Genomic DNA, 26,334 nt, shown 5'->3' with positions numbered 1-26,334 from the left:
CAGCATGAGCAATGAACTTTTCGAGCAGCTTGAACAGCGCGTCAATACTGCCGTTGACACCATCGAGATGCAGTGCATGGAGCTTGACGAACTGCGTCAGGAAAACGAGCGTCTGAAAAACGAACGTCAGCAGTGGGAAAGCCGTCTGGGCAGTCTGCTGGAGCGTTTCCGTGAGCTCGACGCCAGCACTGCGCCAGCCCAGGAAGAACCGGCCGCCAGCCCCTCCTACTGAGCAGGTCTTTCGGCGCCCTGCTCCTGGCGCGCAAGAGGACGCGACATCAGGATCGCGTCCTCGCGCCCGCCTGAAGCTTGCGGGTAATAGCCCGTCCGGCGCCCGTCCACCTCAAAACCATGACGTTCGTAGAGTGCCTGTGCCGCGTCATTGCCGGCGCGCACCTCCAGCAACACCCGCTCAAGCCCCTTCGCTTCTCCCTGCTCGATCATGGCAACAATCAGTTGACCGGCCAGCCCCTGGCGTCGATGGCTCGGGTCTACCGCAATCATTTCAAGCTCAAGATCAAAGGGCCCCACCGAGAACACGGCAAAGGCCAGCAGCGCCTGCGTACTGTCATCGGCAATGCCCATCAATTGATATCCCTGATCGCTTGTTAGCGCCTCAAAGCGGGCCAATGACCAGGCATCAAGGCCTCTGGCACGGGCATCCAGTGCCGTCAGCGCTTCAACATCACTGATTGGCTCAGACGTCATCGCTTTGCTGCACTTCGGCGTCTACCTGCCACCAGCGGCGCCAATCTCCCATCGCCGCCCAGAGTGCCCGACGCGCAGACGCCTCATCCAGCGACTCGAGTGCCGGCCCCTGCCAGAGCGGTAGACCCAGAACCCGGCTTCGACCGTCCTGCACATCCAGCACCTCTTCAAGCACCGAAAGCTGTCCAAAGAGCAGGAGTCGCTCCGGATTCCAGCCGCGGGCACGACGACCGGCCAGAAAAGCCTTGAACCCCTGGCGCGCCTCATCAAGCGCATCATCGACCGGCAACCCTTCCATCATGGGCCAGCCAAACCGCTGACAGGAGAGCGGTGCAGAAGGCTCGACTCCCCCGGCCCGGAATATGGCATTCAGCAGCGTTTCTTCCTGAGCGGTCAGCGCGTCATCACGCATCAGCAGCACCAGCCAGCGGCCATCAAGCGCCGCCACCTGCAGCGAGAAACGCAGCGCCTCATGGGGTAATCTTGCAACGGGCGCAGCCACCTCTGACGCCACCGCCGGGCTGTCCTCCTCGAGGATCGGCGCAGAAGAAAGCACCGCCGGAGCGTTCACCGGGGCATCGTTTTGCTGATCCCTGTCGGTTTTGGTGTCGAGCAGGGCCTTGATCGAGCGCACCGGCCTGGTCGACTCGTGCGGTGTCCCTTCCAAGGCAAGCGTGGCTGGTTCAGGCGTGGCCTCGGGACGGTCGAACTCATCGATCAAAGCGTGCAGGCGCTGATGATGATCCAGCGGGGCCTCCCGACTACTCGCGACCTCTTCCACTTCCGGCAAAGAGGATGCCAGCGCGTTGGGCAGCGGGTGACGGGCCACCCACAGGTGAATGCCCATGGCCTCAAGATATTGTCGGCGCGCGCGCTCGGTCACCATACAAAATGTCCGTTGGAGGGGTGCCATCTGAAAGGCCTTCCCATGAGGAAGGCCTGAAGTCGATATCGACGACTCAAGATCTGAACAACACTAGGCGTCACCGCCACGACAGTTCGGCGAATCGGGCCGCGCGTTGCCACGCGCTTCCCACTGCTCGGGCGTATAAAGATGCAGGGCGAGCGCATGCACCGGACCTGCGAGCTCATCGGAGAGTACGGCATAGATCTGCTGATGACGCTTGACCGGCATCATGCCTTCAAACTGCTCGGAAATCAGCGTTACCTTGAAGTGCGTCTGTGAGTTGGGCGGGACGTGATGCTTGTGGCTTTCATTTTCGATGCTCAGCCACTGCGGCTCGAAAATGGCCAGCTTCTGCTCGATCAGCGCTGCAATGTCAGCGCCTTCAAGCGTATCCACCGAAGAAATTGTCATGGGTGATCACCTCCGGCATGTCAGATAATTGTTGGTAGGTATGCATCACGGCGACGATCAGCAGGGCCATTCAGCCGGTCTGCTGACGCTTTAGCACGCATATTCGCGACGCCGACAGTATCAGCGCCACAAGGGCGGAGGCCATGCCCATCCAGAGGGCCAGGCTCACCGTGACAGCACTGTCCATCGTGGCATTCATTATTCCAGAAAGCACCAGTGCAACCAAGGCAGCGCCAACAGACTGACCAAAGGTACGCACACTGGCCAGCACGCCGGAGGCACTGCCACTGCGTGCCTTGGGCAGTGATCCCATCATTTCACGGTTGTTGGGGGCCTGATAGAGACCAAAGCCCAGTCCACACAGGGCGCTGCGCCAGAGGATATCGATCGTTGTGGGCTGATCCCCCAAAAGCGCCAACACCCCAAGTCCTGCCATGAACAGCAAAAGCCCTATTGATGAGATGATCGGCGGGCTAAAGCGGTCGGCCAGCCGCCCACCCAGCGGCGCTCCGATCATGACGCCCAGCGGCCAGGGCGTGAACAGGAAGGCGGATTCAAGTGGCGTGTAGCCCTGCACGTTCTGAAACAGAAACGGCAGGCTGATAAACGCCATGCTCTGGGCCAGAAAGGAGAAAAACGAGGTCATCACCGCCATGGAAAAGCGCGTCTCGCGAAAGATGACCAGCGGCAGCAGCGGGTTATCAAAATGCCGCTGACGCCAGATAAACCCTGCCAGCGATGCCACGCTCACCGCCAGAAGTACCGGTACGGTCCCCGAGCGTGACATGTCGGCAATGCTGTCGAGCATGATGACAAAGGCCCCCAGACCCACTGCGGACAGCACGGCGCCGAGCACGTCAAACCGATAGCGGCTGCCCTGCTCCTGCGGCAGCGCACGGATGGCCAGCCAGATGGCGGCCACACCCAGTGGCACGTTAATCCAGAAAAGCCACGGCCAGCTCGCCACGGAAAGCACCAGCCCACCAAGTGCCGGCCCACCGGCGACCGCCAGTGATACGGTCAACGCGGTCAGTCCCATCGCCTGCCCCAGCAGCCGGGTGGGAAAGATCACCCGATACAGGGAAGGCCCGATGCTCATCATGGCCGCCGAGCCCAGCCCCTGAACCGCACGAAAGACAATCAGCCAGCCCAGCGAGGGCGCCAGCGCGCACATCACCGAGGTCAGTACGAACAGAATCATGCCACCGATATAAAGACGATAGCGCCCGATGCGATAGCCCAGAGCTGCAAAGGTCAGCATGGAGGCAGCACCCACCAGCTGATAAACGTTGATGATCCAGACAGAAGCCGCAGAAGAGACGCCCAGTTCACGGGCGATGGTCGGCAGGGCAATGTTGACACTGTTGATGTTGAGCACCGCCATCAGCGACCCCGACATCAGGACCATCATGGCCAGAATACGCTGACGCGGAGGCAGGCCATCATCACCTTCACGCCAGGACAGTAGTGCTTTCAAGGGGAGTTACCGGCAGTGCAAAACAACGTGCGAGCACGCAGAGCAGGAACAGGGTAAAAAAGCTCACACCGGCCATGATGCCGGGCAAGCCTCAGGGTCATTTCAACGCAGGATGATCAGACCTCATCGGTATCCAGCAGCAGATCATCTTCGAAATCGCTGCGCTCAAGGGACACTTCCTCGTCCAGATCCACGCATAGATAGCTGTGCTCGACACGAAGGAAAAACTCAAAGGTGACTTCGTTGATGTCCGGCCAGTGGCGGGAATTTTCTTCCCAGGCGGACAGCTCGTTTTCAAGGATATCGGCAAAGCGTTCATGCAGGCAGGCCCGCAGCGCATCTTCCGTATCCATCTCGGGAATGAGGTAGATGGTACTTTCGCGTTCGGCATCCTCAAGCGTGAGATCATCTTCACCCTCGGTCGCTTCCAGCGAATTGATCCAGTCTACAAAGGCCTGTTTGGGACGCACGCTAAGTGCAGAGCGGTTCACCAGTTTCATTGCAACTCTCCCGGTTCGGGGCTGGTGGAAATCCTGTTCAAGCGCCCAAGTATGGCCGCCCGGAGGCGCCAACGCCATGACTCATCCGGACATTGACGCACATCGGGCGGCCAGTCCCTGTTGACCGCCGTGATTTACTCGGCTTCCGGGCGCATGGCCGGGAACAGCAGCACATCGCGGATGGACGGCGCATCCGCCAGCAGCATCACCAGCCGGTCGATGCCGATACCCTCGCCTGCCGTCGGCGGCAACCCATACTCGAGCGCACGCACATAGTCGGCGTCATAGTACATCGCCTCGACATCGCCGGCGTCCTTCTCGGCCACCTGGGCGGCAAAGCGTTCGGCCTGATCCTCGGCGTCATTGAGCTCGGAGAAGCCGTTGGCGATCTCGCGCCCGCCCACGAAGAACTCGAAGCGGTCGGTCACGAACGGATTGGTGTCGTTGCGACGCGCCAGCGGGCTGACCTCGGCCGGATACTCGGTGATAAAGGTCGGCCGCTCGAGGCGATGTTCGGCAACTTCTTCAAAGATCTCGGTCTGCAGCTTGCCAAGGCCCCAGCCCGGCTTGACATCGATCCCCAGTCGCCCGGCCAGTGCCGTGGCGCGCTCGAGATCATCCAGCTCGCTGGACTCGATTCCCTGCCCGTACTTCAGAATCGACTCGCGCATGGTGAGGCGGTCAAAGGGCTGAGAGAGGTCAACCTCGGTGCCCTGATAGTTGATCAGGGTGGTGCCCACGGCCTTTTCGGCCGCAAAGCGCACCAGCGACTCGGTCAGATCGATCAGGTCATGATAATCCGCATAGGCCCAGTAGAATTCGAGCATGGTGAATTCTGGGTTGTGCCGGGTCGAGAGCCCTTCATTGCGGAAGTTGCGATTGATCTCGAAGACCCGCTCAAAGCCCCCCACCACCAGACGCTTGAGATACAGCTCGGGCGCGATGCGCAGATACATGTCGATATCCAGCGCATTGTGATGGGTCACAAACGGGCGCGCCGTGGCACCGCCGGGAATCGGCTGCAGCATCGGCGTTTCAACTTCCATGAAGTCACGCTCGGTAAAGAACTGACGAATGGCGCTGATGACGGCGGCGCGAATGCGGAAGGTATCGCGTACCTCCGGATTCATGATCAGGTCCACATAGCGCTGACGATAGCGGGCTTCCTGATCGGTCAGGCCGTGGAACTTGTCCGGCAGCGGGCGCAGGCTTTTGGTCAGAAGACGGGCACTCTCCATCATCACATAGAGATCGCCCTTGCCGGACTTGTGCACCGGACCCTGACCGAAGACGATATCGCCAATGTCCCAGCCCTTGATGTCTTCGAGCACCTCATGAGGCAATCCCTTTTTATCCACATAGAGCTGGATCTGTCCGGAGGCGTCCTGAATGACGATAAAGGGGCCACGCTTTCGCATGATCCGCCCGGCAACGGCCGCCTGACGCCCCAGCGACTCCAGCGTTTCCTTGTCGTGCTCGCCGAGTTCTGCCTGCAGATCCGCTGCCAGACTGTCGCGGCGCAGATCATTGGGGAAGGCACTGCCGCCCTCTGCACCGGCCTTCTCGCGGCGAGCGGCAAGCTTTGCCCGCCGCTCGGCGATCAGATGGTTCTCTTCGTGTTCGCTGCCTGCCTGCTGATCCTGATTCGCCATTACCTTGCCTATTGAAAATAACCGTCAATGGCAGGCTCGTGACAGCCTGCGGTTCATGTCTGACATCCATGCCGGACACTCATGTCTGACACGGCTCATGCCCGGCACTGGTCGCGCCGGAAACACGCGATGCTGCAAAACGAGCCTGCCGGTCGGAAGTCGTCTCTTAAAAACGTCTCTTCCGATCAAAGCCCCTGCTTGAGACTGGCCTCGATGAACTGATCGAGGTCGCCGTCGAGCACACGCTCACAGTTGCTGGTCTGCACGCCGGTACGCAGATCCTTGATGCGCTGATCATCGAGCACGTAGGAGCGAATCTGGCTGCCCCAGCCGATGTCGGACTTGGAGTCCTCGGCCTGCTGCTTCTCGGCGCTGCGGCGCTGCATCTCCAGCTCCCAGAGCTTCGCCTTGAGCTGTTTCATCGCAAAATCGCGGTTGGCATGCTGGCTGCGCTGGGTCTGACATGACACCACGACACCGCTGGGCTCGTGGGTAATTCGCACCGCCGAGTCGGTGGTGTTGACGTGCTGACCGCCGGCGCCCGAGGAGCGGTAGGTATCCACGCGCAGATCGGCCGGGTTGATATCGACCTCAAAGCTGTCATCGATCTCGGGAGAGAGAAAGACCGAGGCGAACGACGTATGGCGTCGGCCGCCCGAATCAAACGGGCTCTTTCGGACCAGCCGGTGCACGCCGGTTTCAGTGCGCAGCCAGCCAAAGGCGTAGTCACCCTGAACATGGATAGTGGCTGACTTGATACCCGCCACATCGCCGGCGGAAATCTCGGAGATTTCCGCCTTGAAGCCGTGATGCTCGGCCCAGCGCAGATACATGCGCAACAGGATGTTGGCCCAGTCCTGCGCCTCGGTGCCCCCGGAGCCGGCCTGGATATCCATGTAGGCGTTATTGGGGTCCATCTCGCCGGCAAACATGCGGCGAAATTCGAGCTTGGCCAGCTGCGTTTCGAAGCTTTCGAGGTCACGACGAATTTCTGTCATAGTCTCCTCGTCCTCTTCCATGTGCGCCAGCTCATAGAGTTCGCCGTTGTCACGCACGCCGCTTTCCAGCGCGTCGAGCGTGGTCACGATATCCTCAAGCTGTGCCCGTTCGCGTCCCAGCTTCTGGGCATGCTCCGGGTCATTCCAGACGTTGGGATTTTCCAGCTCGCGCGTTACTTCCTCGAGGCGGTCCTTGCGTTCGGCATAGTCAAAGATACCCCCTCAGGACGTCTGTCCGTTCGGACAGGTCCTTGAGGATATGATGAATGGGGGTCAATTCCTGCATGGTATCTCGCTCGGACAGGACGCAGGCGTCAAAACACCGGCATCGCATGAGAGTTGAAAAACAAGGGCGTTATTGTAGCCAAAGCACCACCTGCCCGTCATCCGCCGCCCGCGCCCTTATCCTGATTCGGGAATAAAAATGTCGGAAATGGTTATATGCCCTGCTTTGACACTTTTCCCCCGGGCTGTGATCTTTCAAGGACGCGTCGTTGTCGCGTTGACAATAAAACCTTCAGGGAAACGTCATGAAAAAAGTAACGCTTGCACTGCTGGGGGCCGCCGGCCTGTCGCTGGGCGCGCCACTGGCCACTGCCGCCACGCTCAATATTGGCATCAGCGGCGACCCGGCTTCACTGGACCCGGCCCGTGTCACCGGCGGCGTCTGGGAAGAAGACGTGCTGCGCGATATCTTCGAGGGGCTGGTGGCCATTGACGCCCAGGGACAGATCATCCCGGGCGTGGCGACCTCCTGGGAGACCAGCGACGATGGCAGGACCTACACCTTCCACCTGCGCGAGGATGCCCGCTGGTCAGATGGTGAGCCGGTCACGGCCGATGACTTTGTCTTTGCCCTGCGCTATCAGGTCGACCCGAAAACTGCGTCCAACTATGCCCACCGGCTCTATCCGGTCGTGAACGCGCAAAAGATCAACGCAGGCGAGGCAAAACTCGACACCCTGGGGGTAGAAAGCCGCGACAATGGTCGTACGCTGGTGATCCAGCTTGAACAACCCGCCGCCTATTTTCTCAAGACGCTGGTGCTGCCGTTTGGCTATCCGATCCCCGAGCATGTCGTGGACGACAAGGGAGACAAATGGAGCCAGCCGGACAACATCGTGGTCAATGGCGCCTTCAAGCCGGTGCGCTGGATCTCCAATTCGGAGCTCGACACGGTCAAAAACCCCGAGTTCCATGACGCCGACAAGGTCTCGCTCGAGGGTGTGAACTACTACCCCATCGAGGACAAGAATGCCGGCATTTCACGCTTTCGCGCCGGCGAACTCGATATCCTGCGCGACTTCCCCGCGGCGCGCTATCAGTGGCTTGAGCAGCAGATTCCCGATGCCGTCAAAATCACCCCGTCGCTGGGCAGCTACTACTACGTCTTCAATCTGCGCGACGGATCACCGGTCGCCGACAAGCGGGTACGCGAGGCGCTGTCACTGGCCATCCGTCGCGACATCATCAGCGAAAAGCTGCTCGACGGGGCCGTGACACCCTCCACGTCACTGGTGCCGCCCGGGGTCAGCAACTACACCCCGGCCGCTCAGCCAGGCCTTGAAGACGACATGGACACGCGCATGAACCATGCTCGCGAGCTCATGAAGGAAGCCGGTTACGGCCCCGACAAGCCGCTTAACCTCACCCTGCGCTACAACTCCGGCGATGAGCATCAACGCATTGCCGTGGCGGTTGCGGCCATGTGGAAGCCGCTGGGCGTCAACGTCGAAATGCGCAACAGTGAAGCCAACGTGCACTACTCGGACCTGATGCAGGGCGATTTTCAGGTGGCTCGCGCGGCGTGGATTTCAAGCTATGACGACGCGCAAAACTTCCTGCAGCTGCTGTCGGCGGAAACCAACAATTACGGTGACTATCAAAACGGCGAGTACAGCGAGCTGATCACGCAATCCGACCGCGAGCTCGACAGTGACAAGCGCCGAGACATGATGCAGCGCGCCGAGAAGATGGCACTGGCCGACTACCCGCTGGCACCGATCTATACCTATGCAGCACGCAACCTGGTCAAGCCCGGGCTTTCCGGCTGGGACAACAACGCACTCGACATGCATGCCTCACGCTGGATTTCGATCAAGGATGCTCAGTAGCCGTTAAGCGATATACATCATGACCATCAGGGGCGGGCACTGCCTGCCCTTGAGGGCCACACGCTCCCGGCAACCTTCTCGGTTGCCTCCCGGCCGCCCCAAATCAGTCATGCGTTTGAACGACGGGTCACCTCTGGACACATCCGCTGACGCGGAGTAACTTCACAAAATCGTCATAAGCGATACTTCAGCTCGCGCCGCTATCCCGGACTGCGATAGCGATAACAACAATGCCAGTACCTTCAGGAACTTTCATGCCCTCGATCCGTCCCCTGATGGGCGCTCTTGCGCTGTCATCCGCTCTGTTTGCTTCCCCGCTTTACGCCCAGACCCTCAATATCGGCATCATCGGCGAGCCCGCCTCGCTGGACACCTCCCAGGTCAGTGGCGGTACCTGGGAAGCCGATGTGCTGAAGGATATCTACGAGGGCCTGCTTACACAGGATCCTGAAGGCCATCGTATCCCGGGTGTGGCCAAATCCTGGGACATCAGCGATGACGGCAAGACCTACACTTTCCACCTGCGCGATGACGCGAAATGGTCAGACGGAAAGCCGGTGACGGCCGAGGACTTCGTCTTTGGCTGGCAGCATATGCTCGACCCCGCCAGCGCTTCCAAGTATGCCTACATGCTTTATCCGGTCAAAAATGCCGAGGCAGTCAACACCGGCAAAATGCCGGCGGACCAGCTCGGCGTTGAATCCCTCGATGACGGCAAGACCTTTCGCGTTACGCTCAAGGAACCGGCCCCCTATTTTCTCGGTATCCTGACCCACTACACCGCCTTCCCGGTGCCGAAACACGTGTTTGATGAGTACGGCAAGCAGTGGACGCAGATGGATCACATCCAGACCAACGGCGCCTACAAGCCGACCAGCTGGGTCTCTCATGATCACATTACGGCCGAGAAGAATCCCGAGTTTCACGATGCTGCAAAGGTAGCCATCGATACCGTCAACTATTACCCCACCGAGGATCGCAACGCGGGTATCTCTCGATTCCGCGCCGGCGAACTTGACGTGATGCGTGAATACACCTCGGACCGCTATCAGTGGCTCAAGGAAAATCTGCCGGATGCCACGCACATGAGTCCGTTTCTGGGCTCGTATTACTACGTATTGAACCATCGTGACGGCCACCCTACCGCTGACATTCGCGTGCGCGAAGCGCTGAACCTGGCCGTACGACGCGACGTCATGTCCAAACAGATCATGGCCAACACCTTCCTGCCGGCCAATGCGCTGGTGCCACCGGGCGTCAATCACTACGAGACGCAGCACATGACGCTCGACGGGGATGACATGAATGCCCGCATGGCAGAAGCCAAAAAACTGATGAAAGAAGCCGGGTACGGCCCGGACAAACCGCTCAACCTGCGTCTGCGTTACAACTCAAGCGACGAACATAAAAAGATCGCCGTGGCATTAGCCGCCATGTGGAAGCCGCTGGGTGTCAATGTGCAGATGATCAACTCCGAGGCCACGGTGCATTACCAGTCCATTGCCAATGGCGATTTCGATGTGGCGCGCGCGGGCTGGGTTGCCGATTATGATGACGCCGAAAACTTCCTGACCCTTTTGCACACCGGGGTGGGCAACAACTACGGCGCCTATTCCAATCCCAAGTACGACAAACTGCTCGACCAGGCCAACGTCACGCTGGATGAAGACAAACGTGCCGGTCTGATGCAGCAGGCCGAGCAGATTGCGCTTGGTGACTATGCGCTGGTACCGCTGCTGACCTATGTCACCCGCAACCTGGTCAACCCAAAGCTTCAGGGCTGGGAAGACAACGTGCAGGATGACCATCTTTCTCGCTGGGTCAGCTTCAAGCAATAACTGCCTGGTGGCGGCATCGCCGTGATGCCGCCCACTTTTGACGTTACTCGGGAATTTTCCATCATGACCAGGTGTCTTTCCAAAAGCCTTGGCGCAGCCCTGTTGCTGACCTGCCCGCTACTGGCCACTTCCCTGTCAGCCCAGGCCGCCACGCTGGATATCGGGATCTATGGCGAGCCGGCCTCGCTGGACGCTGCGCGCGTGACCGGCGCCGTCTATGACAACGATGTGCTGGGTGATCTGTTTGAGGGCCTGGTGACACTGGCCCCGGACGGCGATTACCAGCCGGGCGTGGCCAAAAGCTGGTCGGTCTCCGATGACGGTCTGACCTGGACCTTCACTCTGCGCAATGACGCTCGCTGGTCAGACGGCGCGCCGGTGACCGCCGAGGATTTCGTTCTCGCCTTTCAGCGCGCGCTCGACCCGGCCATCGCCTCGGTCTACGCCAACCTGCTCTATCCGATCAAAAACGCAGCGGCCATCAACCGCGGCGACGCCGAGGTGGCCTCATTGGGCGCCCGCGCCGTGAACGATCATCAGCTCGAAGTGAGCCTTGATCAGCCCACGGCCTATCTGCCGACCCTGATGGCACACATCATTGCCGCCCCGGTGCCTGCACATCTGGTGCGCAAGTACGGTAACGACTGGACGCAGATTTCGCACATCGCCACCAATGGCGCCTTCATGCCCAGTCGCTGGGTCTCGCATGACCATATTGAAGCGGTGAAAAACCCGCAGTTCCATGATGCTGCAAGCGTCACGCTGGATGGCGTCAACTACTACCTGGTCGAGGATCTCAATACCGGCCTGTCGCGCTTTCGCAGCGGTGACCTGGACGTGATGCGTGACTTTGATGCCAGCCGTTATCAGTGGCTCAAGGAGAATTTGAGCAGCTCGGTCCATCTGCACAATCAGCTTTCCACCTACTACTACGCGCTCAACAATCGCGACGGCCATCCGACCAGCGATGTGCGCGTGCGTGAAGCGCTCAACCTGGCACTGCGGCGCGACATCATTACGCAAAAGGTGTTGCAGGGCGCCGCCAACCCGACCAGTTCACTGGTGCCCGCCGGCACTGCGCACTATGACGTTCAGACCATGCCGGGCATGGAAGCGCCCATCGATGCGCGGCTCAAAAAGGCCAAAACGCTTTTAAAGGACGCCGGCTACGGCCCCGAGCACCCTCTGAAACTGCGCCTGCGATTCAACTCACGGGATGACCACCGCCGCATTGCCGTGGCCGCGGCCGCCATGTGGAAACCGCTGGGCATCGACATCGAAATGGTCAACGCCGAGGCCAACGTGCACTACGCCGAGATCGCCCGCGGTGACTTTGATATTGCCCGTGCCAGCTGGGTGGCCGACTTCGATGACGCCAGCAACTTTCTGGGGATTCTCGCCTCCGGCAACGTCAAGAACTACGGCGGCTATCACAGTGACGAGTTTGATCAACTGTTGACACAGGCCGCCGCACAGCCCGACCAGAACAAGCGCCAGCAGTTGCTGGAACAGGCCGAACATCATGCGCTGGGGGACTATGCCATGGCGCCCATCTACGCCGATGCCGCCCGCAACCTGGTCAACCCGGACATGACCGGCTGGGAAGACAACGCCATCAATCGCCACCTGTCTCGCTGGATCAGCCTCGACCAATAAACCGTGACATCGCGCGGGTCATCAAGACCGCACGCCATGATGACAGCACCGGACAACAACAATGACCGACACAACACGACATCCGCGTCCGATGGGCGCTTATCGCCCCTTTTTCAAACGCGTCGCGTTCACGGCCTGCCTGCTCGCCATCGCGCCACTCGGCATGGCGGCCACACTGCGCATTGATAACAGCGCCGAGCCCGGCACGCTCGACCCGCAAAAAACCAGCGGTACCTGGGAGACGCGCATCGTGCGCGAGCTTTTTGAGACGCTGGTCAGCCAGGATGCGAAAGGCCAACTGGTACCGGGGCTGGCCAGCCACTGGCAGCTCAGCGATGACGGCCTGACCTGGACCCTTGAGCTGCGTAACGATGCACAGTGGTCCGACGGCCAGCCCGTGACGGCCGGCGACGCCGTCTTCAGCCTGCGCCGGCTTTTAAGACCGGAGCTTGCCGCCCATAACGCCAATCTCTACTACCCGATCAAGAATGCCCGGGCGATCAATGCCGGCGACGCCGCCCCGGAGACACTGGGCGTACGCGCGCTTGATGCTCATCATCTGGAAATTCAGCTTGAGCGCCCTACCGCCTGGTTTTTGCAGGCCATCGCCATGCCGGAAGCTGCCCCGCTGCCCGAACATGTCTTAAAGGAAAGCGAGCGCTGGATCGTACCCGGCAACACGGTCGTCAGCGGGCCCTTCATGCTGAGTGAGTGGTCGCCGCAGGATCACATCACGCTCGATAAAAACGAGCACTACTATGACGCCGACAAGGTGTCGCTGGATGAGGTCATCCTCTATCCGCTCGAAGAGGCCACCGCAGCCCTGAATCGCTTTCGCACCGGCGCGCTGGATATCAGCTACACCAGCGTGCCCGGCGGGCGGTTCCAGCAACTGCGTCAGGAGCTTGGTAATGCCCTGCGGGTCAGCCCGCTGGTGGGGGAATATTTCTACATGTTCAACCTGAAACCTGACAGCCCGCTTGGCGATATCCGCGTGCGAGAAGCGCTGAATCTGGCCACGCGGCGCGAGGTCATCACCGACCAGCTATTGGGCATGGGACAAACACCATCGTACTGGCTGGTGCCGCGGGTGACCGAGGGCGGCACCGAAGGCGAGATGCCGATGGCGCAGATGCCGATGGACAAACGCATGGCGCGCGCCCAGGAACTGATGAAGGCAGCAGGGTTCGGGCCGAATAACCCAGTGAAGCTGACGCTGCGCTACAACACCCTGGAAGATCATAAAAAGATCGCCGTGGCGCTGGCCGCCATGTGGAAGCCACTGGGCGTTGAGGTCTCGCTGGTCAACGCCGAGGCCGCCAGCCACTACGCCGCCATTCGCGAGGGGGATTTTCAGCTGGCCCGCTATGGCATGGTGGCGACCATCAACGACCCGTATGACTTTCTGGGCAGCTATACCGCAGGCGGAAGTGCCGCCCGCAGCAGCGGCTATCGCGACGAGACCTATGACCAGCTGGTCGAGCAAAGCAGCGAGACCATCGATGCGGGCGAGCGCGCCGAGCTTCTGACGCGCGCCCAGCAGCGCCTGCTCGATGACTACGCTCTGCTGCCGCTTTACGATTACATCACCACCGCGCTGGTGTCAGAGCGCGTCCATGGCTGGGAGCCTTCCCCCATGGACGTGCACCCCCTGCGCTACATCAGCATCGAGGAGTAATCCCGTGTTTTATATGTCCATCCTGCGCCGAGGTAGACCGGCATGCTGAGCTATATCGCCAAGCGTCTGGCCATGGCCATTCCCACGCTTTTGATCGTGATCACGGCCTCGTTTTTTTTGATGCGGGTTGCCCCGGGCGGCCCGTTTGACGGCGAACGCCAGCTCCCGCCGGAGATCGAGGCCAACCTGATGGCGGCCTATCACCTGGATGAGCCGCTGCCCATGCAGTATCTGCGCTATATGGGCAACCTGGTGCAGGGCGACTTCGGGCCGTCGTTCAAATACAAGGACTTCTCGGTCACCGACCTGATCGCTCAGGGCTTTCCGGTCAGTCTGGAACTCGGGGGGCTGGCGATCGTGCTGGCGCTGCTGTTGGGCATTCCGATGGGAGTGATGGCGGCCCTCAGGCGCAACTCGACCGTGGATTATCTGCTGATGGGCACGGCGCTGGGCGGCATTGCCGTGCCCAACTTCGTGATCGCCCCGCTGATGGCGCTCTTTTTCGGCGTCATTCTGGGCTGGCTGCCGGTGGGCGGCTGGAACGGCGGTGCCCTGCCCAACCTGGTGCTGCCGGTGGTGGCACTGGCCATCCAGCAGATTGCCTACATCGCTCGCATGATGCGCGCCTCGATGATCGAGGTGCTGGGCAGCCATTTCATCCGCACCGCCCGTGCCAAGGGACTCAACGAACGCCAGGTCATCTGGCGCCACGCCCTGCGCCCGGCCATGCTGCCGGTCCTTTCCTATCTCGGCCCGGCCATCGCCGGCATCATCACCGGATCGGTGGTCATCGAACAGATCTTCGGCCTGCCGGGCATCGGGCGCTACTTCGTGCAGGGCGCGCTCAACCGCGACTACACGCTCGTGATGGGCACGGTGGTGTTCTACGGCATCCTGATCGTGTTGATGAACCTGATTGTCGATCTGCTCTATTCGCTGTTCGACCCACAAATTCGCTATGACGACTGACCGGAGCGCATCATGACCTCTTCACACGGTGCTCATGACACCCACGGCGCGCCCGGCACAACTCCGGACAACGCTGACAACCTGCAGGGCGGCGATGGCCCCAACCCACCTCAGGCCCCGGTCGCCCAGCCCGGCGAGAGCCTCGCCCGCGAGGCCTGGCGTCGCCTGCGCCATAACCGTGCTGCCATGGCAAGCCTTGTGCTGCTGGCGCTGATGGCAGTGATCTGTATTGCCGGCCCCTGGTTTATGCCCTGGGATCTGGCCGAGGTAGACTGGAACGCCTTCGGTGTGGCACCGACCCTGGAAGGCCAGCACTGGCTGGGCACCGATGCCAACGGCCGTGACCTTCTGACCCGCACGCTGTACGGCGGGCGTGTATCGCTGTCCGTGGCACTGGTGGCCACGCTGGTGAGCCTGGTCATTGGCGTGCTGTATGGCGCGATTTCCGGCTACGTCGGTGGGCGCACCGACAATCTCATGATGCGCTTTGTCGACATCATGTACTCCCTGCCCTTCATGTTTCTGGTCATCCTGCTGATGGTGGTGTTCGGTCGTAACATCTTTTTGATCTACGCCGCCATCGGCGCGGTGGAGTGGCTCGACATGGCGCGCATCGTGCGTGGCCAGACGCTGTCGCTCAAGCGTCGCGAGTTCATCGAAGCCGCCCATGCCCTGGGCGTTCGGGACTCAAAGATCGTTACCCGCCATCTGATTCCCAACTCGATCGGGCCGGTCATCATCTACGTGACGCTGACGGTGCCCAAGGTGATTCTGCTGGAGAGCTTCCTGTCGTTTCTGGGTCTGGGCGTTCAGGAGCCACTGACCAGTTGGGGCGTTCTGATCAGCGAAGGGACCTCCAACATGCAGGGCGCGCCCTGGATGCTGATCGTGCCGGCAGCGTTTCTGGCCGTGACGCTGTTCTGTCTCAACTTCCTGGGCGATGGGCTGCGTGATGCCCTCGACCCGCGTACCCGCTAAGGAGTCCTCCATGTCGACACCCCTGCTTGAGATCGACAATCTGAAGGTGGACTTTGAACTGCCCACCGGTACTGTCTCCGCCGTCAAGGGCGTCAGCTTCCATATCGATCAGGGCGAGACCGTCGCGCTGGTGGGCGAGTCCGGCTCCGGCAAGTCGGTGACCTCTACTGCCCTGATGCGCCTGCTGCCGGAAATGGCCAAAATTTCCGGCGCCATTCGCTTGGACGGCGAGGATCTGACACAGGTCAGCGCCGCGCGGATGCGACGGCTGCGCGGCAACGAGTTCTCGATGATCTTTCAGGAACCGATGACCTCGCTCAATCCGCTGCACCGGATCGGGCGCCAGATTGCCGAAGTCCTTCATCGCCACCGCGGCGTTTCCGGCAGCCAGGCACGAACGCGGGTGCTGGAACTGCTGGATCAAGTCGGTATCCCCGAACCCGAACGGCGCATTTCAAGCTATCCGCACGAGCTCTCCGGCGGCCAGCGCCAGCGCGTGATGATTGCCATGGCGCTGGCCTGCGAACCGCGCCTGCTGATCGCTGATGAGCCCACCACGGCACTCGATGTCACCGTCCAGGCCCAGATTCTTGACCTGCTCCGGGACCTGCAAAAGCGCTACGGCATGGCGATCCTGTTCATCACCCACGACCTGAGTCTGGTGCGGCGCTTTGCCGAGCGGGTTTGTGTGATGCGCTACGGCGAGCTGGTCGAATCCGGTGAAACCGCGAAGGTCTTCAATGCGCCACAGCACGACTACACCCGCATGCTGCTCGATGCCGAGCCACGTGGCAGCAAGGCGGCCGTGGCAGATGATGCACCGGTACTGCTCAGCGGTCAGGACGTTCGGGTGCGCTTTACCACCAAAAAACGTCTGTTCGGAAAAAGCGATTATTTCGAAGCCGTGCGCGGGATCAACCTGACCGTCCGGCGCGGTCAGACCGTGGGCATTGTCGGCGAGTCGGGCTCGGGCAAATCAACGCTGGGGCGGGCACTGCTCAGACTTTTGAAAAGCCAGGGGCAATTGCGCTTCGAAGACACCGACATCACGGATTTTGACAAGTCCCGCATGCGGCCGCTGCGCTCACGCATGCAGGTGGTCTTTCAGGACCCCTTCGGCTCGCTGTCTCCGCGTCTGACCGTCGGTGAAATCATCAGTGAAGGGCTCAAGGTCCACTTTCCGGAACTTGATCGGCGCGAGCGCGAAGCACGGGTCATCGAATCACTGGAGGAAGTGGCGCTGGACCCGGCGATGCGCAAACGCTACCCGCACGAATTCTCCGGCGGCCAGCGTCAGCGCATTGCCATTGCCCGCGCACTGGTACTCAAACCCGACTTTCTGCTGCTGGATGAACCCACCTCGGCACTGGACCGCTCGGTGCAGATGACCGTCATCGAGCTTTTGCGCCATCTGCAGCAGAAATACAACCTGACCTATGTCTTCATCAGCCACGATCTGGCCGTGGTTCGGGCGCTGTCCGACACCGTGCTGGTCATGAAGGAGGGTCAGGTGGTTGAACAGGGTTCGGCCGAGAGCATCTTCCGGGCACCACGCGAGGCTTACACGAAGGCGCTATTGAAGGCGGCATTTCTCGACACTGCCGCCTGACCTCCTCAGGGGAACACCTTTTAAAAGAACATGGCGGGCCCTTGCTGCCCGCCTGTCCATGACGCCCCATTCATGGCGTCACGGGAGGCCTTTGCCTCATTGATGGGCCCTGCGCCCCTAAACGTGCAAACAACAAGGGATCCAACCATGCACAACTACAATAACGCTTTACGAGGTGGCCTGGTCGGCGCTGCATTGCTGACGCTTGCCGGCTGTACCGGCCCGCTGTTCGGCCCGGGCGGCTTTGACAACGCCACCCTTGAAAACGGGGCACCGCCCGAGCTTGTCAGCCGCTTTCGTGAGGCAGACAGCGACGGTAACGGTGTGATCGATCCAACGGAAGCCAGCGCCGCCGGGCTGCAGGGACTTTTTACCACACTGGATGAGGACCGGGATCGTCAGATTTCCGAAGCCGAATTCATCAACGGTATGCAGCAGCTCGATAACAACCAATAAATGCGGAGCCTTCTCTCATGTCTTTCAATCAAAAGGGCATTACGCTCTCCCTTTGCCTGTCGTCCCTGTTCGTTGCGCAGCAGGCCTCGGCCGTTATCCTGTATGAATCCCCCGATGACCGGCTGCAGTTCAGCGGCCGGCTGGCCGCCGCCAGCTCATGGGTCGACAACGTTCACGATGACCATGACCCGACCAACTTTGGCTCGCGCGTACGCCTGATCCATGAACACAACTTTGCCGGCGGCTGGTCATCGATTGTGCGTACCGAATGGGCCTTCGACCCCTGGTTTGAAACCGGCAACGATGAACATTACAAGCGGCTGCAGTACGCAGGTCTCAGCAACAGCGAATACGGCACCATCCTGATCGGCAAGCAGTACTCGCTCTGGTATGACATGGTCGGCGTCTGGACAGACTGGTTCTGGATCAACGGTGCCGCCGCTCAGGGCTCCTTTTCAGGGCGCAACGGCGATGGCGGCTTTGAAGGCAATGGCCGCCCTGACCGTGCCATCTCCTACCAGAACAGCTGGGGCGACTGGTCGTTTGGCGCGCTCTATCAGGCCGGACGCGGTGAAAGCAGCAGCGATAACGTTCCAATCTCCACCACCATTGGTGGTCAGGAGGTCATCACCGGGACCGAGCAGCGACGGGGTGGCGTGGATCGTGACTATACCGGTCAGGTCGCGCTGAACTGGCTGCCGTCTGAAACCGTGGCGCTGGGGCTTGCCTATACCCATTCCCGCATTACCGACTATAACGATGACAGTGACAGGCATCCGAATGTCAACGCCACGCTTTTGGGCGCGCGCTGGACACCGGGCGACTGGTACTTCGCAGCCACCGCCGGCGATTATAAAAACCTTGAGCGCAATAGCGTCTTTGAAGGCCTGCCGGCGACCGGTGCCGTTGAACATGCCCGCGGCTATGAGCTGGTCGCCCTGTATAACCTGCGGGGTTATACCCCCGGCAGCGTGCAGCTCTACACCGGTCTCAACCGGTTGGAAGATCGCAATTCCGAGGCGCGTAACGCCAACTATATCGCCGGGGTTGCCTGGCTTTTGGCCAACGACAACCTGGTACTGGCGCTGGAACGTTCCGAGGATGATTCAAAAAATGCCAGCGGCGGCAGCGTCAACAATGACAATACCGCCATCCTGGTGCGCTACGACTTCTAACCGGACGCTGGCATCACCCGAAACCCTCGCCCATGGCGAGGGTTTTTTGTTGCCGCCCGAACGAACCCGTTGCCTTGACCATGTGGCAACCCCAGGGTTTTATGCTGGTCATATGACAGGCAACCGGCAGGCGATGACATGAAAATCGGTGAACTGGCCGAACGTGGCAACGTGACCCACGAAACCATCCGGCACTACGTCCATCAGGGACTGATTCATGCCGAGCGCAATCCCGATAACGGCTATCAGCTTTTTGATGACGAAGCGCTCAGGCGACTGCGTTTTATCAACCGCGCCCGCACGCTGGGCTTCAGTCTGAAGGAAATCGGCGAGATCTTTGCCCACACCGATCACGGTGACTCGCCCTGCCCCATGGTGCGAGACCTTCTGCAAACACGTCTGCCTGAAGTCAGATCACGAATTCGCGAACTGGAGCAGCTGGCCGATCGCATGGAAAAGGCGCTTGAGGTCTGGTCCTCCATGCCGGATGGCGCCCCCGATGGGCACACGCTGTGTCAGCTGATCGAACACTGGAACGAACCACGCACCGATGTGCCCGAAGGTGACGCCAGGAGGCCACATGTCTCATGATCATCGTCTCGCCCTGAGCGGCCTGCACTGCGGTGGCTGCGTCAAACGCACCCGCGCCGCACTGGAAGCTCTCGATCCCGAGGCCCATATCGATATCGATGTGGAACACCTTGTCATCCGCACCGATCAATCTATTGAAGCGGTTATCGAGACCGTCGAAGGTGCCGGCTTTCAGGCGGCCCCGGTCCAGAGCGAGCCTCACCACTACACGCTGGCCCTCGAGGGTCTGCACTGCGGTGGCTGCATCAAACGCACGCGCGCCGCACTGGAAGCGCTTGATCCCCAGGCGCAGATCGAACTCGATACCGAACATCTGTCGATCACAACGCATAACACCCAGGATGAGGTCATCAGCGCAGTGGAAGAAGCGGGCTACCGTGCCACGCCTGCCGACAGCGCACCAAAGCCGCAGCCCGAGGCCGAGCCAAAGCTCGAGGCCTCTAAAAGGTCGGATACGCAAGACGCTGTCGAACAGGCTGATGCTGACACCTCGACGCCACCGGACAAGGCCTCGGGAGACGCCATCGAACTCCAGCTGTCCGGTATCACCTGCGCCGGCTGTGTCCGCACCATTCAAAACGCTCTGGATCACGTCGACGGCGTCAATGAGGCTCAGGTCAACTTCGCCACCCGCAGTGCCCGGGTGCGCGGCAGCGCCACGTCCGGTGATCTGATCCAGGCAGTCGAACGGGCCGGCTATGGCGCCGAAGTCATCGAGAGCATCGAACAGGGCGAAGCCCGCCGTGGTGAGCTGGAACAGCAGAGCTATCGTCGCAAGCTGCGCGACACCTGGCTGGCGCTGGTGCCCGGGGTCGCACTGATGCTGTCGATGTTCTTTCATCATCCGCAGCTGGAAGGCAGCGAGCGCTGGCTCTGGGTCGCCATTGGCGTGGGTGTGCTGGGCGTCATGCTGACCGCCGGTCGCGGTTTTTATGATGCCGCCCTGAAGGCCGTGCGCCATCGCATGGCCAACATGGACCTGCTGGTGGCCATCGGGGCCACTACCGCCTGGCTCTACTCGATGTTTGTCGCGCTGTTTCCAGCCGCCGTGCCGGAAGCTGCGCGCGCGCTCTATCTTGAAGCACCGCTGATGATTATCGGACTGATCAGTCTGGGGCAGGCCATTGAGACCCGCTCACGCGGGCGCACCTCAAAGGCACTTTCGCAGCTGGTATCGCTGCGTGCCAGCACGGCGCGGGTGATGCGCGACAATCAGGAAGTCGATGTGGCGATTGATGACGTGGTGCGCGGCGACGTGGTGCGGCTGCGCCCCGGCGAGCGGGTGCCGGTGGACGGCGAGGTGGTCGAGGGCCGCAGCCATATCGATGAATCGATGCTCACCGGTGAACCTCAGGCCGTCGCACGAGAAAGCGGTGATCGGGTCTCGGCCGGCACACTCAATACCAAAGGCACCCTCACGCTGCGCGCTACCCAGGTGGGCAGCGACACCAGCCTGTCACGCATTATCGAACAGGTGCGCCAGGCGCAGGGGTCGCGTCCGCCCATCAGTCGGCTGGCCGACCGGGTCGCCAGCATCTTTGTGCCGGCCGTGATGATCGCGGCCATCATTACGGCGCTGATCTGGTTCAACCTTGGCCCCGAGCCGCGCATCACGCACATGCTGATCACGGCCACCTCGGTGCTGATTATTGCCTGCCCCTGCGCCCTGGGGCTGGCCACTCCGATTTCGACCATGATCGGCGTGGGCCAGGCCGCCAGCGCCGGCATTCTGATTCGTCACGGCGAATCGCTGCAGCGTATCGGCGAGCTGACCGCGCTGGTGGTCGACAAGACCGGAACGCTGACCGAGGGCAAACCGCGCGTGACCGACAGCGTCTGGCAGGATGAAGATCATGACCGGGCACTGGCGCTGCTGGCAGCGCTTGAGCGCGGCTCGGAGCATCCGCTGGCCAGTGCCGTACTGGCGTATTGTGGCGAGCAGCGGTTGGATGGGGAAAATGTCTCAAACTTTGAGGCCCTTTCCGGACGCGGCGTCACGGCCACCGGTCCAAACGGTGAGCAGCTGGCACTGGGCAATGAGGCCCTGATGAGTGATCACCATGTGGCCCTTGACGAGGTCAGCGACACCGTCAGCGCGTGGGAAAATCAGGCCCACAGCGTGCTGTATTTTGCCATTGAGGGTCGACTGGTCGCACTGCTGGCCGTACAGGACCCACTCAGAACGGATGCGCGAGAGGCGATCGAACGGCTGCATGCCCGCCACCTGCGCGTGGTCATGCTGACCGGTGACGCCGAGCCGACCGCAAAAGCCATTGCCGCTCAGGCCGGTATCGATGAGGTGCACGCGGGTCTCATGCCCGAGGACAAGCAAGCCCATATCGAGCGGCTGCGTCGCGAAGGATATGTGGTTGGCATGGCAGGTGACGGGATCAACGATGCGCCGGCACTGGCGGGTGCCGATGTCGGTTTTGCCATGGGCGCGGGCAGTGATGTGGCCATCGAATCGGCAGGTGTGGCCCTGATGCGCGATTCTCTGCACGGCATCAGTGACGCCATCGATTTAAGCCGTGCCACGATTGGCAACATCAAGCAGAACCTGTGGGGCGCCTTTGCCTATAACACGCTGGGCATTCCGATTGCCGCCGGCGCGCTCTATCCGCTGACCGGCACGCTGCTCTCACCGATGGTGGCGGCCCTGGCCATGGCGGCCTCCTCGGTGACCGTGGTCACCAATGCCAACCGGCTGCGCCACTTCACCCCGGAGCGGGTCACACGTCCGGACAGCGACAGCTCAACCGCGGAGGTGACCTCATGAGTCTTTTGATCAATGCCCTGGGGGTCGTACTGATGGTGCTGATTGCCTGGTGGTTCTGGGGTGGGCACAAGGACACATGACAGCGTGGGCGGGCTCGCCCACACTGCCCTTTGGATTCATGCCACGAGAGTGTTTAGCCATGTCCGAACAATCTGCCCCCGCCCTTCATGGGGTGATCGAAACCGCGCTTTATACCGCCGACATGGCCCGGGCGCGGGCCTTTTTCGAAACGGTGCTGGGCCTGACGCCCCATCTCTTTGATGAGCGCTTTACGGCCTACCCGACCGGGCAGTCGATGCTGCTGATCTTTCTGCAGGGGGAGACGCAGGACACCGTACATCTGCCCGGGGACATGGGCACCATTCCGCCCCACGATGGCGGCGGACGCCAGCATATCGCGCTGGCCATCGATGCCGAGGCATTGGGCGCCTGGGAGGCACATCTGGCCCATCATGACGTGGCCATCGAAGGGCGCACGCACTGGCCGCCGGGTGGTGAAAGCGTTTATTTTCGCGACCCCGACGGCCATCTGCTGGAGCTGGTCACGCCGGGACTCTGGCCCAACTATTGAGCCAGGCCGGAGACTAATTGCTGCTGGTGCCGGTATAGCGTCCGGGGCGATGGTTGAGGGTCAGAATCACGCCCAGCACGACGGCCCCCACGATCGAATAGATCACATTGGCCGGCGGCAGCACGAAAAAGGCCATGAGCATGACCAGGCCATCAAGGATGAGCTGAACCTTGCCGGCGCTCCAGCCGCGCCGGTCCTGAAGATACAGGGCAAGAATGTTGAAACCACCCAGACTGCCGCGATGACGAAAGAGGGCCAGCGCCCCCAGTCCGATCAGACTCCCGCCCATCAACGCTGCAAACAGCGGCGATACGTCGCCGATCGTGATCCAGCGCGGCATCTGCCAGCTGATCAATGAGAGCAGGGCAATGGCGGCAAAGGTCTTGAGCGCAAACTGATGGCCGACCCGCTGCCAGGCGAGCCAGTAAAAGGGCAGGTTCACCACGAAAAAGACCGGGCCGAAGTCCCAGCCGGTGATATAGGTGATTAAAAGCGCAATGCCGGCGGTGCTGCCGATCAGAATCTGGGCGTGTTCGTAAAGCCCGATCCCCAGCGCGGCGCAGGCCGAACCCAGCATGATGGCCATGACATCCTCGTGCAGGCGATGTCGGGTCTCAGTGGTATCCATCGATAATATCCTTGTTGTTGTGCGCCCACCGGATAGGCAGTGCATTGGTCACGGCGCTTGTGGCACCTCGGGATATTATCGGCAGCCCACGCACAGGCGTCGAGCAGCGGTGCGCTATTCGAACTGTGGCGTGGCGTGTTCGATCATCAATTGCAGGCTCTCCCGGCCACGATAACGATTGCGCGACAGACGAAAGGCGCAGCGTATTTCCTCTCCGACCGCCACCGGCATGTTCTCGCCGGGTGTGACCGCGCGAAACCAGATGGCGCGGACCATCTGATCGCCGGCGTCCAGCGTCATCATCAGGTGGTTGCCTTCACTGCCGACCAGACGCGCCTGATCCACCACAAATCGACCTTCGAAAAGCGGCGCCTCGAACTCGCGACCATAGGGGGCCAGCGCCTCGAGCTCGTCGAGAATCGGCAGCGCCAGCTGATGGGGTTTTAGCGCGCCATCGCTGAGAATCAGCGGATAAAGCTCGCGGCCATCCAGCTGCTCGTCTATGGCCGTGACCAGCGCGTGTTGAAAGGCTTCCATCTGACGGATGGGCACACCGACGCCGGCCGCCCCGCTGTGACCACCAAAACGTGGCAGGGCCTCGGGGGCCAGCTCGCAGGCACGCTGAAGCGCATCACGCAGATGAACGCCTTCTACCGAACGCCCGGAGCCGGTCAGCATCTCCGGGTCGGGCGACTGGGTCAGCACCACGGCGGGACGCCCGAAGGACTGCACCAGCCGTGAGGCAACGATGCCCTGTACGCCGGGGTGGCCATCCGCCAGATGCACCACCAGCACGCTCGCACCCTGTTCAAGCTGCTGATGCGCCAGGGCACGCGCCTGCTCGGCCATATCGGCCTCAATCGCCTTGCGCGACTGGTTATCATCATCGAGCACGTTGAGGTAGCGCCGCGCGCTGGCATCGTCTTCTGCCAGCATGAAGTGCAGCGCCGCGTAGGGGTCATCCAGCCGCGAACGGGCATTGATGCGCGGGCCCATCTGAAAGGCGAGCGTTTCGGCATCAAAGGGGGTGCTGTCCGGCCCCAGCCGCTCGGCCATCATCCGCCAGCAGGGCGCCTCCATGCGATTGATCAGTTTGAGCCCGAGCGTGACCACGGCGCGATTGATGGCGCTGTCGCCCAGCGAGACGCAGTCGGCGACCGTCCCCAGCGCCACATAGGCAAGCCAGGGGGAAAGCTTGGGCGTATCACTTGCCAGACGGCCGGCCTCGATCAGGTGCGTGCGGGTCAGCGACATTAAAAGCCAGCACACCATGCAGCCGGCGATGGTGGCATCGGGATAATCGCAGTCGGCGCGAGATGGATTGACCACCGCATAGGCCGACGCCGGCGGCCCTTCCACCGGCAGGGCGTGGTGATCGGTCACCACCACATCAATACCGGCTTCCTTCAGACGTGCCAGGCGCGGCTCGTCACTGGAACCGCAGTCGGCACTGATGATCAGCGACGGACGCGGCGTGAGCGCCAGGGTCTTGTCGACCAGGGCGCTGCTGATGCCGTAGCCATCATTGATGCGATGGCCGATGAGGCTATGAAGCCGCTTACGCGGGACACCGAAAAGCTCGACCAGCGTTCGCAGGATCACCACATGTGAGGTGATGCCATCGACGTCATAGTCGGTAATGATGCCAATGTGTTCACCATCGATGACGGCGCGGGCAATCCGCTCGGCGCCACGAGCCGCATCACACAGCTTGTCGGGATGCTCGATGTAGCGCAGTGCCGGCGCAATCAGCGCTGATACCGGAGCGCGCGGGTCCTTGAGGCGACCGGCCAGAATCCGCGCCTGCAGCTCGGTCAGGCCGGCATCAAGTGCCTCCTGATAGAGCCCGGCATGACAAGGGCGCTGCAGGATTCGTTTATCCAGTAACGTTTGCAGGGGAGAACGCGCGTTATCCACAGGGGCTCCGAATACTGAAAGGCTGCGCCAACGTCCATGACGCCGGCACAGCCTTGTTTGAAGGGTCGCTACGCCATCAGGTCAGGGAGGTCATGACCTGTCGCTGGTAGGACGCACGTTCGATCAGACGCTGATACCAGCGCTCGAGATGAACCAGCGTTGGGCGCTCGATAGGCATTTCAAACCAGGCATACGCCATGCACCCCAGCGGGATATCCCCCATGCCCAGAGCCTCGCCGGAAAGCCAGGGCTGCCCGGCCAGCACGGCGTCGACGCACGCCAGCAGCATCGCGCATTCAGTGATACCACGGTCCCTGATCGCCTTGTCACGCTGATCCGGCGGCAGCCGAACGGCATTTAAAAAGACATCCCGAAACGGCGCCGTCAGGGTCGAGGTGGCCCAGTCCATCCATTTGTCCGCCTCGGCGCGCCGGGCAGGATCATGAGCGGTCAGCGGTTCATCGCCATACTGCGCCATCAGGTAGCGCACGATGGCGTTGGATTCCCACAGCACCAGCGCATCGTCCTGCAGACACGGTATCAGGCCATTGGGATTGAGCGCGCGATAGTCGGGATCATCAACGATGCCAAACTCACCGCCAGCATCGATACGCTCGACAGCAAGTCCTAGTTCATCGGCGCACCACAGCACTTTTTTGACATTGGTCGAGTTGGCACGGCCCTATACCTTCAGCATGTCCCCTCCTCACGCAGTGATGTAGACA

At 61.2% G+C, this 26,334-nt stretch carries 23 protein-coding genes and 1 pseudogene; 13 read left to right on the top strand and 11 right to left on the bottom strand.

Annotation, left to right across the window (positions count from 1 at the left end; all coding sequences use genetic code 11):
* The first annotated feature begins 4 nt into the window (after positions 1 to 4).
* Positions 5 to 232 (top strand): cell division protein ZapB, encoded by a 228-nt coding sequence (locus ACUN8C_RS03000; protein WP_445620832.1) that lies wholly within the window; start codon positions 5 to 7, stop codon positions 230 to 232.
* Here the strand turns inward: ACUN8C_RS03000 and ACUN8C_RS02995 are convergent.
* From ACUN8C_RS02995 to prfB, 7 genes are all read right to left on the bottom strand, one after another.
* Positions 226 to 708, bottom strand: a complete 483-nt coding sequence (locus ACUN8C_RS02995; RefSeq protein ID WP_445620831.1) for a GNAT family N-acetyltransferase — start codon at positions 706 to 708, stop codon at positions 226 to 228. The genes ACUN8C_RS03000 and ACUN8C_RS02995 overlap by 7 nt on opposite strands.
* Positions 698 to 1,594, bottom strand: a complete 897-nt coding sequence (locus tag ACUN8C_RS02990; protein WP_445620830.1) for a hypothetical protein — start codon at positions 1,592 to 1,594, stop codon at positions 698 to 700. Before ACUN8C_RS02990 ends, ACUN8C_RS02995 begins: the two co-directional genes overlap by 11 nt.
* A gap of 90 nt (positions 1,595 to 1,684) precedes the next feature.
* Positions 1,685 to 2,026, bottom strand: a complete 342-nt coding sequence (locus tag ACUN8C_RS02985) for a BolA family protein (protein WP_445620829.1) — start codon at positions 2,024 to 2,026, stop codon at positions 1,685 to 1,687.
* A 70-nt stretch (positions 2,027 to 2,096) separates the two neighbouring features.
* Positions 2,097 to 3,503: a DHA2 family efflux MFS transporter permease subunit gene (locus tag ACUN8C_RS02980; protein WP_445620828.1), complete on the bottom strand. Its 1,407-nt coding sequence runs from the start codon at positions 3,501 to 3,503 to the stop codon at positions 2,097 to 2,099.
* 116 nt (positions 3,504 to 3,619) lie between these two features.
* The gene (locus ACUN8C_RS02975) at positions 3,620 to 4,003 is read right to left on the bottom strand and encodes a hypothetical protein (protein WP_445620827.1); all 384 of its coding nucleotides are present in this window, start codon (positions 4,001 to 4,003) and stop codon (positions 3,620 to 3,622) included.
* 134 nt (positions 4,004 to 4,137) lie between these two features.
* Positions 4,138 to 5,655, bottom strand: coding sequence for a lysine--tRNA ligase (gene lysS, locus ACUN8C_RS02970; protein WP_445620826.1), 1,518 nt, complete (start codon positions 5,653 to 5,655; stop codon positions 4,138 to 4,140).
* 185 nt (positions 5,656 to 5,840) lie between these two features.
* Positions 5,841 to 6,939, bottom strand: a protein-coding gene (gene prfB, locus ACUN8C_RS02965) for a peptide chain release factor 2 (RefSeq protein WP_445620825.1) whose coding sequence is annotated in 2 segments (ribosomal slippage) — positions 5,841 to 6,863 and positions 6,865 to 6,939 — 1,098 coding nt in all. Because the reading frame shifts where the segments join, the coding sequence is not laid out codon by codon here.
* A gap of 244 nt (positions 6,940 to 7,183) precedes the next feature.
* Between prfB and ACUN8C_RS02960 the strand changes: the two genes are divergently transcribed.
* From ACUN8C_RS02960 to ACUN8C_RS02905, 12 genes are all read left to right on the top strand, one after another.
* Positions 7,184 to 8,767 (top strand): peptide ABC transporter substrate-binding protein, encoded by a 1,584-nt coding sequence (locus ACUN8C_RS02960; RefSeq protein WP_445620824.1) that lies wholly within the window; start codon positions 7,184 to 7,186, stop codon positions 8,765 to 8,767.
* A 254-nt stretch (positions 8,768 to 9,021) separates the two neighbouring features.
* Positions 9,022 to 10,605 carry a peptide ABC transporter substrate-binding protein gene (locus tag ACUN8C_RS02955; protein WP_445620823.1) on the top strand — a complete coding sequence of 528 codons (1,584 nt, stop codon included), beginning with the start codon at positions 9,022 to 9,024 and terminating at the stop codon, positions 10,603 to 10,605.
* A gap of 63 nt (positions 10,606 to 10,668) precedes the next feature.
* Positions 10,669 to 12,261: a peptide ABC transporter substrate-binding protein gene (locus tag ACUN8C_RS02950; RefSeq protein ID WP_445620822.1), complete on the top strand. Its 1,593-nt coding sequence runs from the start codon at positions 10,669 to 10,671 to the stop codon at positions 12,259 to 12,261.
* A 61-nt stretch (positions 12,262 to 12,322) separates the two neighbouring features.
* Entirely contained in the window at positions 12,323 to 13,939 is a 1,617-nt protein-coding gene (locus ACUN8C_RS02945; protein ID WP_445620821.1) for a peptide ABC transporter substrate-binding protein, read from the top strand.
* 42 nt (positions 13,940 to 13,981) lie between these two features.
* The gene (gene oppB / locus ACUN8C_RS02940; protein WP_108842954.1) at positions 13,982 to 14,908 is read left to right on the top strand and encodes an oligopeptide ABC transporter permease OppB; all 927 of its coding nucleotides are present in this window, start codon (positions 13,982 to 13,984) and stop codon (positions 14,906 to 14,908) included.
* Positions 14,909 to 14,920: 12 nt separating this feature from the next.
* The gene (locus ACUN8C_RS02935) at positions 14,921 to 15,886 is read left to right on the top strand and encodes an ABC transporter permease (protein ID WP_445620820.1); all 966 of its coding nucleotides are present in this window, start codon (positions 14,921 to 14,923) and stop codon (positions 15,884 to 15,886) included.
* 10 nt (positions 15,887 to 15,896) lie between these two features.
* The gene (locus tag ACUN8C_RS02930) at positions 15,897 to 17,495 is read left to right on the top strand and encodes an ABC transporter ATP-binding protein (protein WP_445620819.1); all 1,599 of its coding nucleotides are present in this window, start codon (positions 15,897 to 15,899) and stop codon (positions 17,493 to 17,495) included.
* Positions 17,496 to 17,642: 147 nt separating this feature from the next.
* Positions 17,643 to 17,951 (top strand): hypothetical protein, encoded by a 309-nt coding sequence (locus ACUN8C_RS02925; RefSeq protein WP_445620818.1) that lies wholly within the window; start codon positions 17,643 to 17,645, stop codon positions 17,949 to 17,951.
* Between the two features lie 17 nt (positions 17,952 to 17,968).
* Positions 17,969 to 19,126, top strand: a complete 1,158-nt coding sequence (locus ACUN8C_RS02920; RefSeq protein WP_445620817.1) for a porin — start codon at positions 17,969 to 17,971, stop codon at positions 19,124 to 19,126.
* A gap of 138 nt (positions 19,127 to 19,264) precedes the next feature.
* Positions 19,265 to 19,717 (top strand): MerR family transcriptional regulator, encoded by a 453-nt coding sequence (locus ACUN8C_RS02915; protein ID WP_445620816.1) that lies wholly within the window; start codon positions 19,265 to 19,267, stop codon positions 19,715 to 19,717.
* A complete protein-coding gene (locus ACUN8C_RS02910) occupies positions 19,707 to 22,493 on the top strand; it encodes a heavy metal translocating P-type ATPase (protein WP_445620815.1) in 2,787 nt (928 codons plus the stop codon). Before ACUN8C_RS02915 ends, ACUN8C_RS02910 begins: the two co-directional genes overlap by 11 nt.
* A 139-nt stretch (positions 22,494 to 22,632) precedes the next feature.
* Positions 22,633 to 23,064, top strand: a complete 432-nt coding sequence (locus tag ACUN8C_RS02905; protein WP_086900867.1) for a VOC family protein — start codon at positions 22,633 to 22,635, stop codon at positions 23,062 to 23,064.
* Positions 23,065 to 23,077: 13 nt separating this feature from the next.
* Here ACUN8C_RS02905 and ACUN8C_RS02900 read toward each other — a convergent pair whose 3' ends face one another.
* The 4 genes and pseudogenes from ACUN8C_RS02900 to ACUN8C_RS02885 all read right to left on the bottom strand — a co-directional run.
* The gene (locus ACUN8C_RS02900; protein ID WP_445620814.1) at positions 23,078 to 23,692 is read right to left on the bottom strand and encodes a YitT family protein; all 615 of its coding nucleotides are present in this window, start codon (positions 23,690 to 23,692) and stop codon (positions 23,078 to 23,080) included.
* A 114-nt stretch (positions 23,693 to 23,806) separates the two neighbouring features.
* On the bottom strand, positions 23,807 to 25,609 hold the full coding sequence (locus tag ACUN8C_RS02895; RefSeq protein ID WP_445620813.1) for a single-stranded-DNA-specific exonuclease RecJ: 1,803 nt from the start codon (positions 25,607 to 25,609) through the stop codon (positions 23,807 to 23,809).
* Between the two features lie 76 nt (positions 25,610 to 25,685).
* Complete coding sequence (locus ACUN8C_RS02890; RefSeq protein ID WP_445621819.1) at positions 25,686 to 26,099, bottom strand: glutathione binding-like protein; 414 nt, start codon at positions 26,097 to 26,099, stop codon at positions 25,686 to 25,688.
* Positions 26,079 to 26,267 (bottom strand): annotated as a pseudogene (locus ACUN8C_RS02885) (glutathione S-transferase N-terminal domain-containing protein); the annotation flags it as partial. The gene ACUN8C_RS02890 and the pseudogene ACUN8C_RS02885, both read right to left, overlap by 21 nt.
* Between the last annotated feature and the right edge of the window lie 67 nt (positions 26,268 to 26,334).

Source organism: Kushneria sp. Sum13, assembly GCF_052692355.1.
The sequence above is the reverse complement of the archived record's forward strand: the minus strand, read 5'-3'. Positions and strand labels throughout refer to the sequence as shown.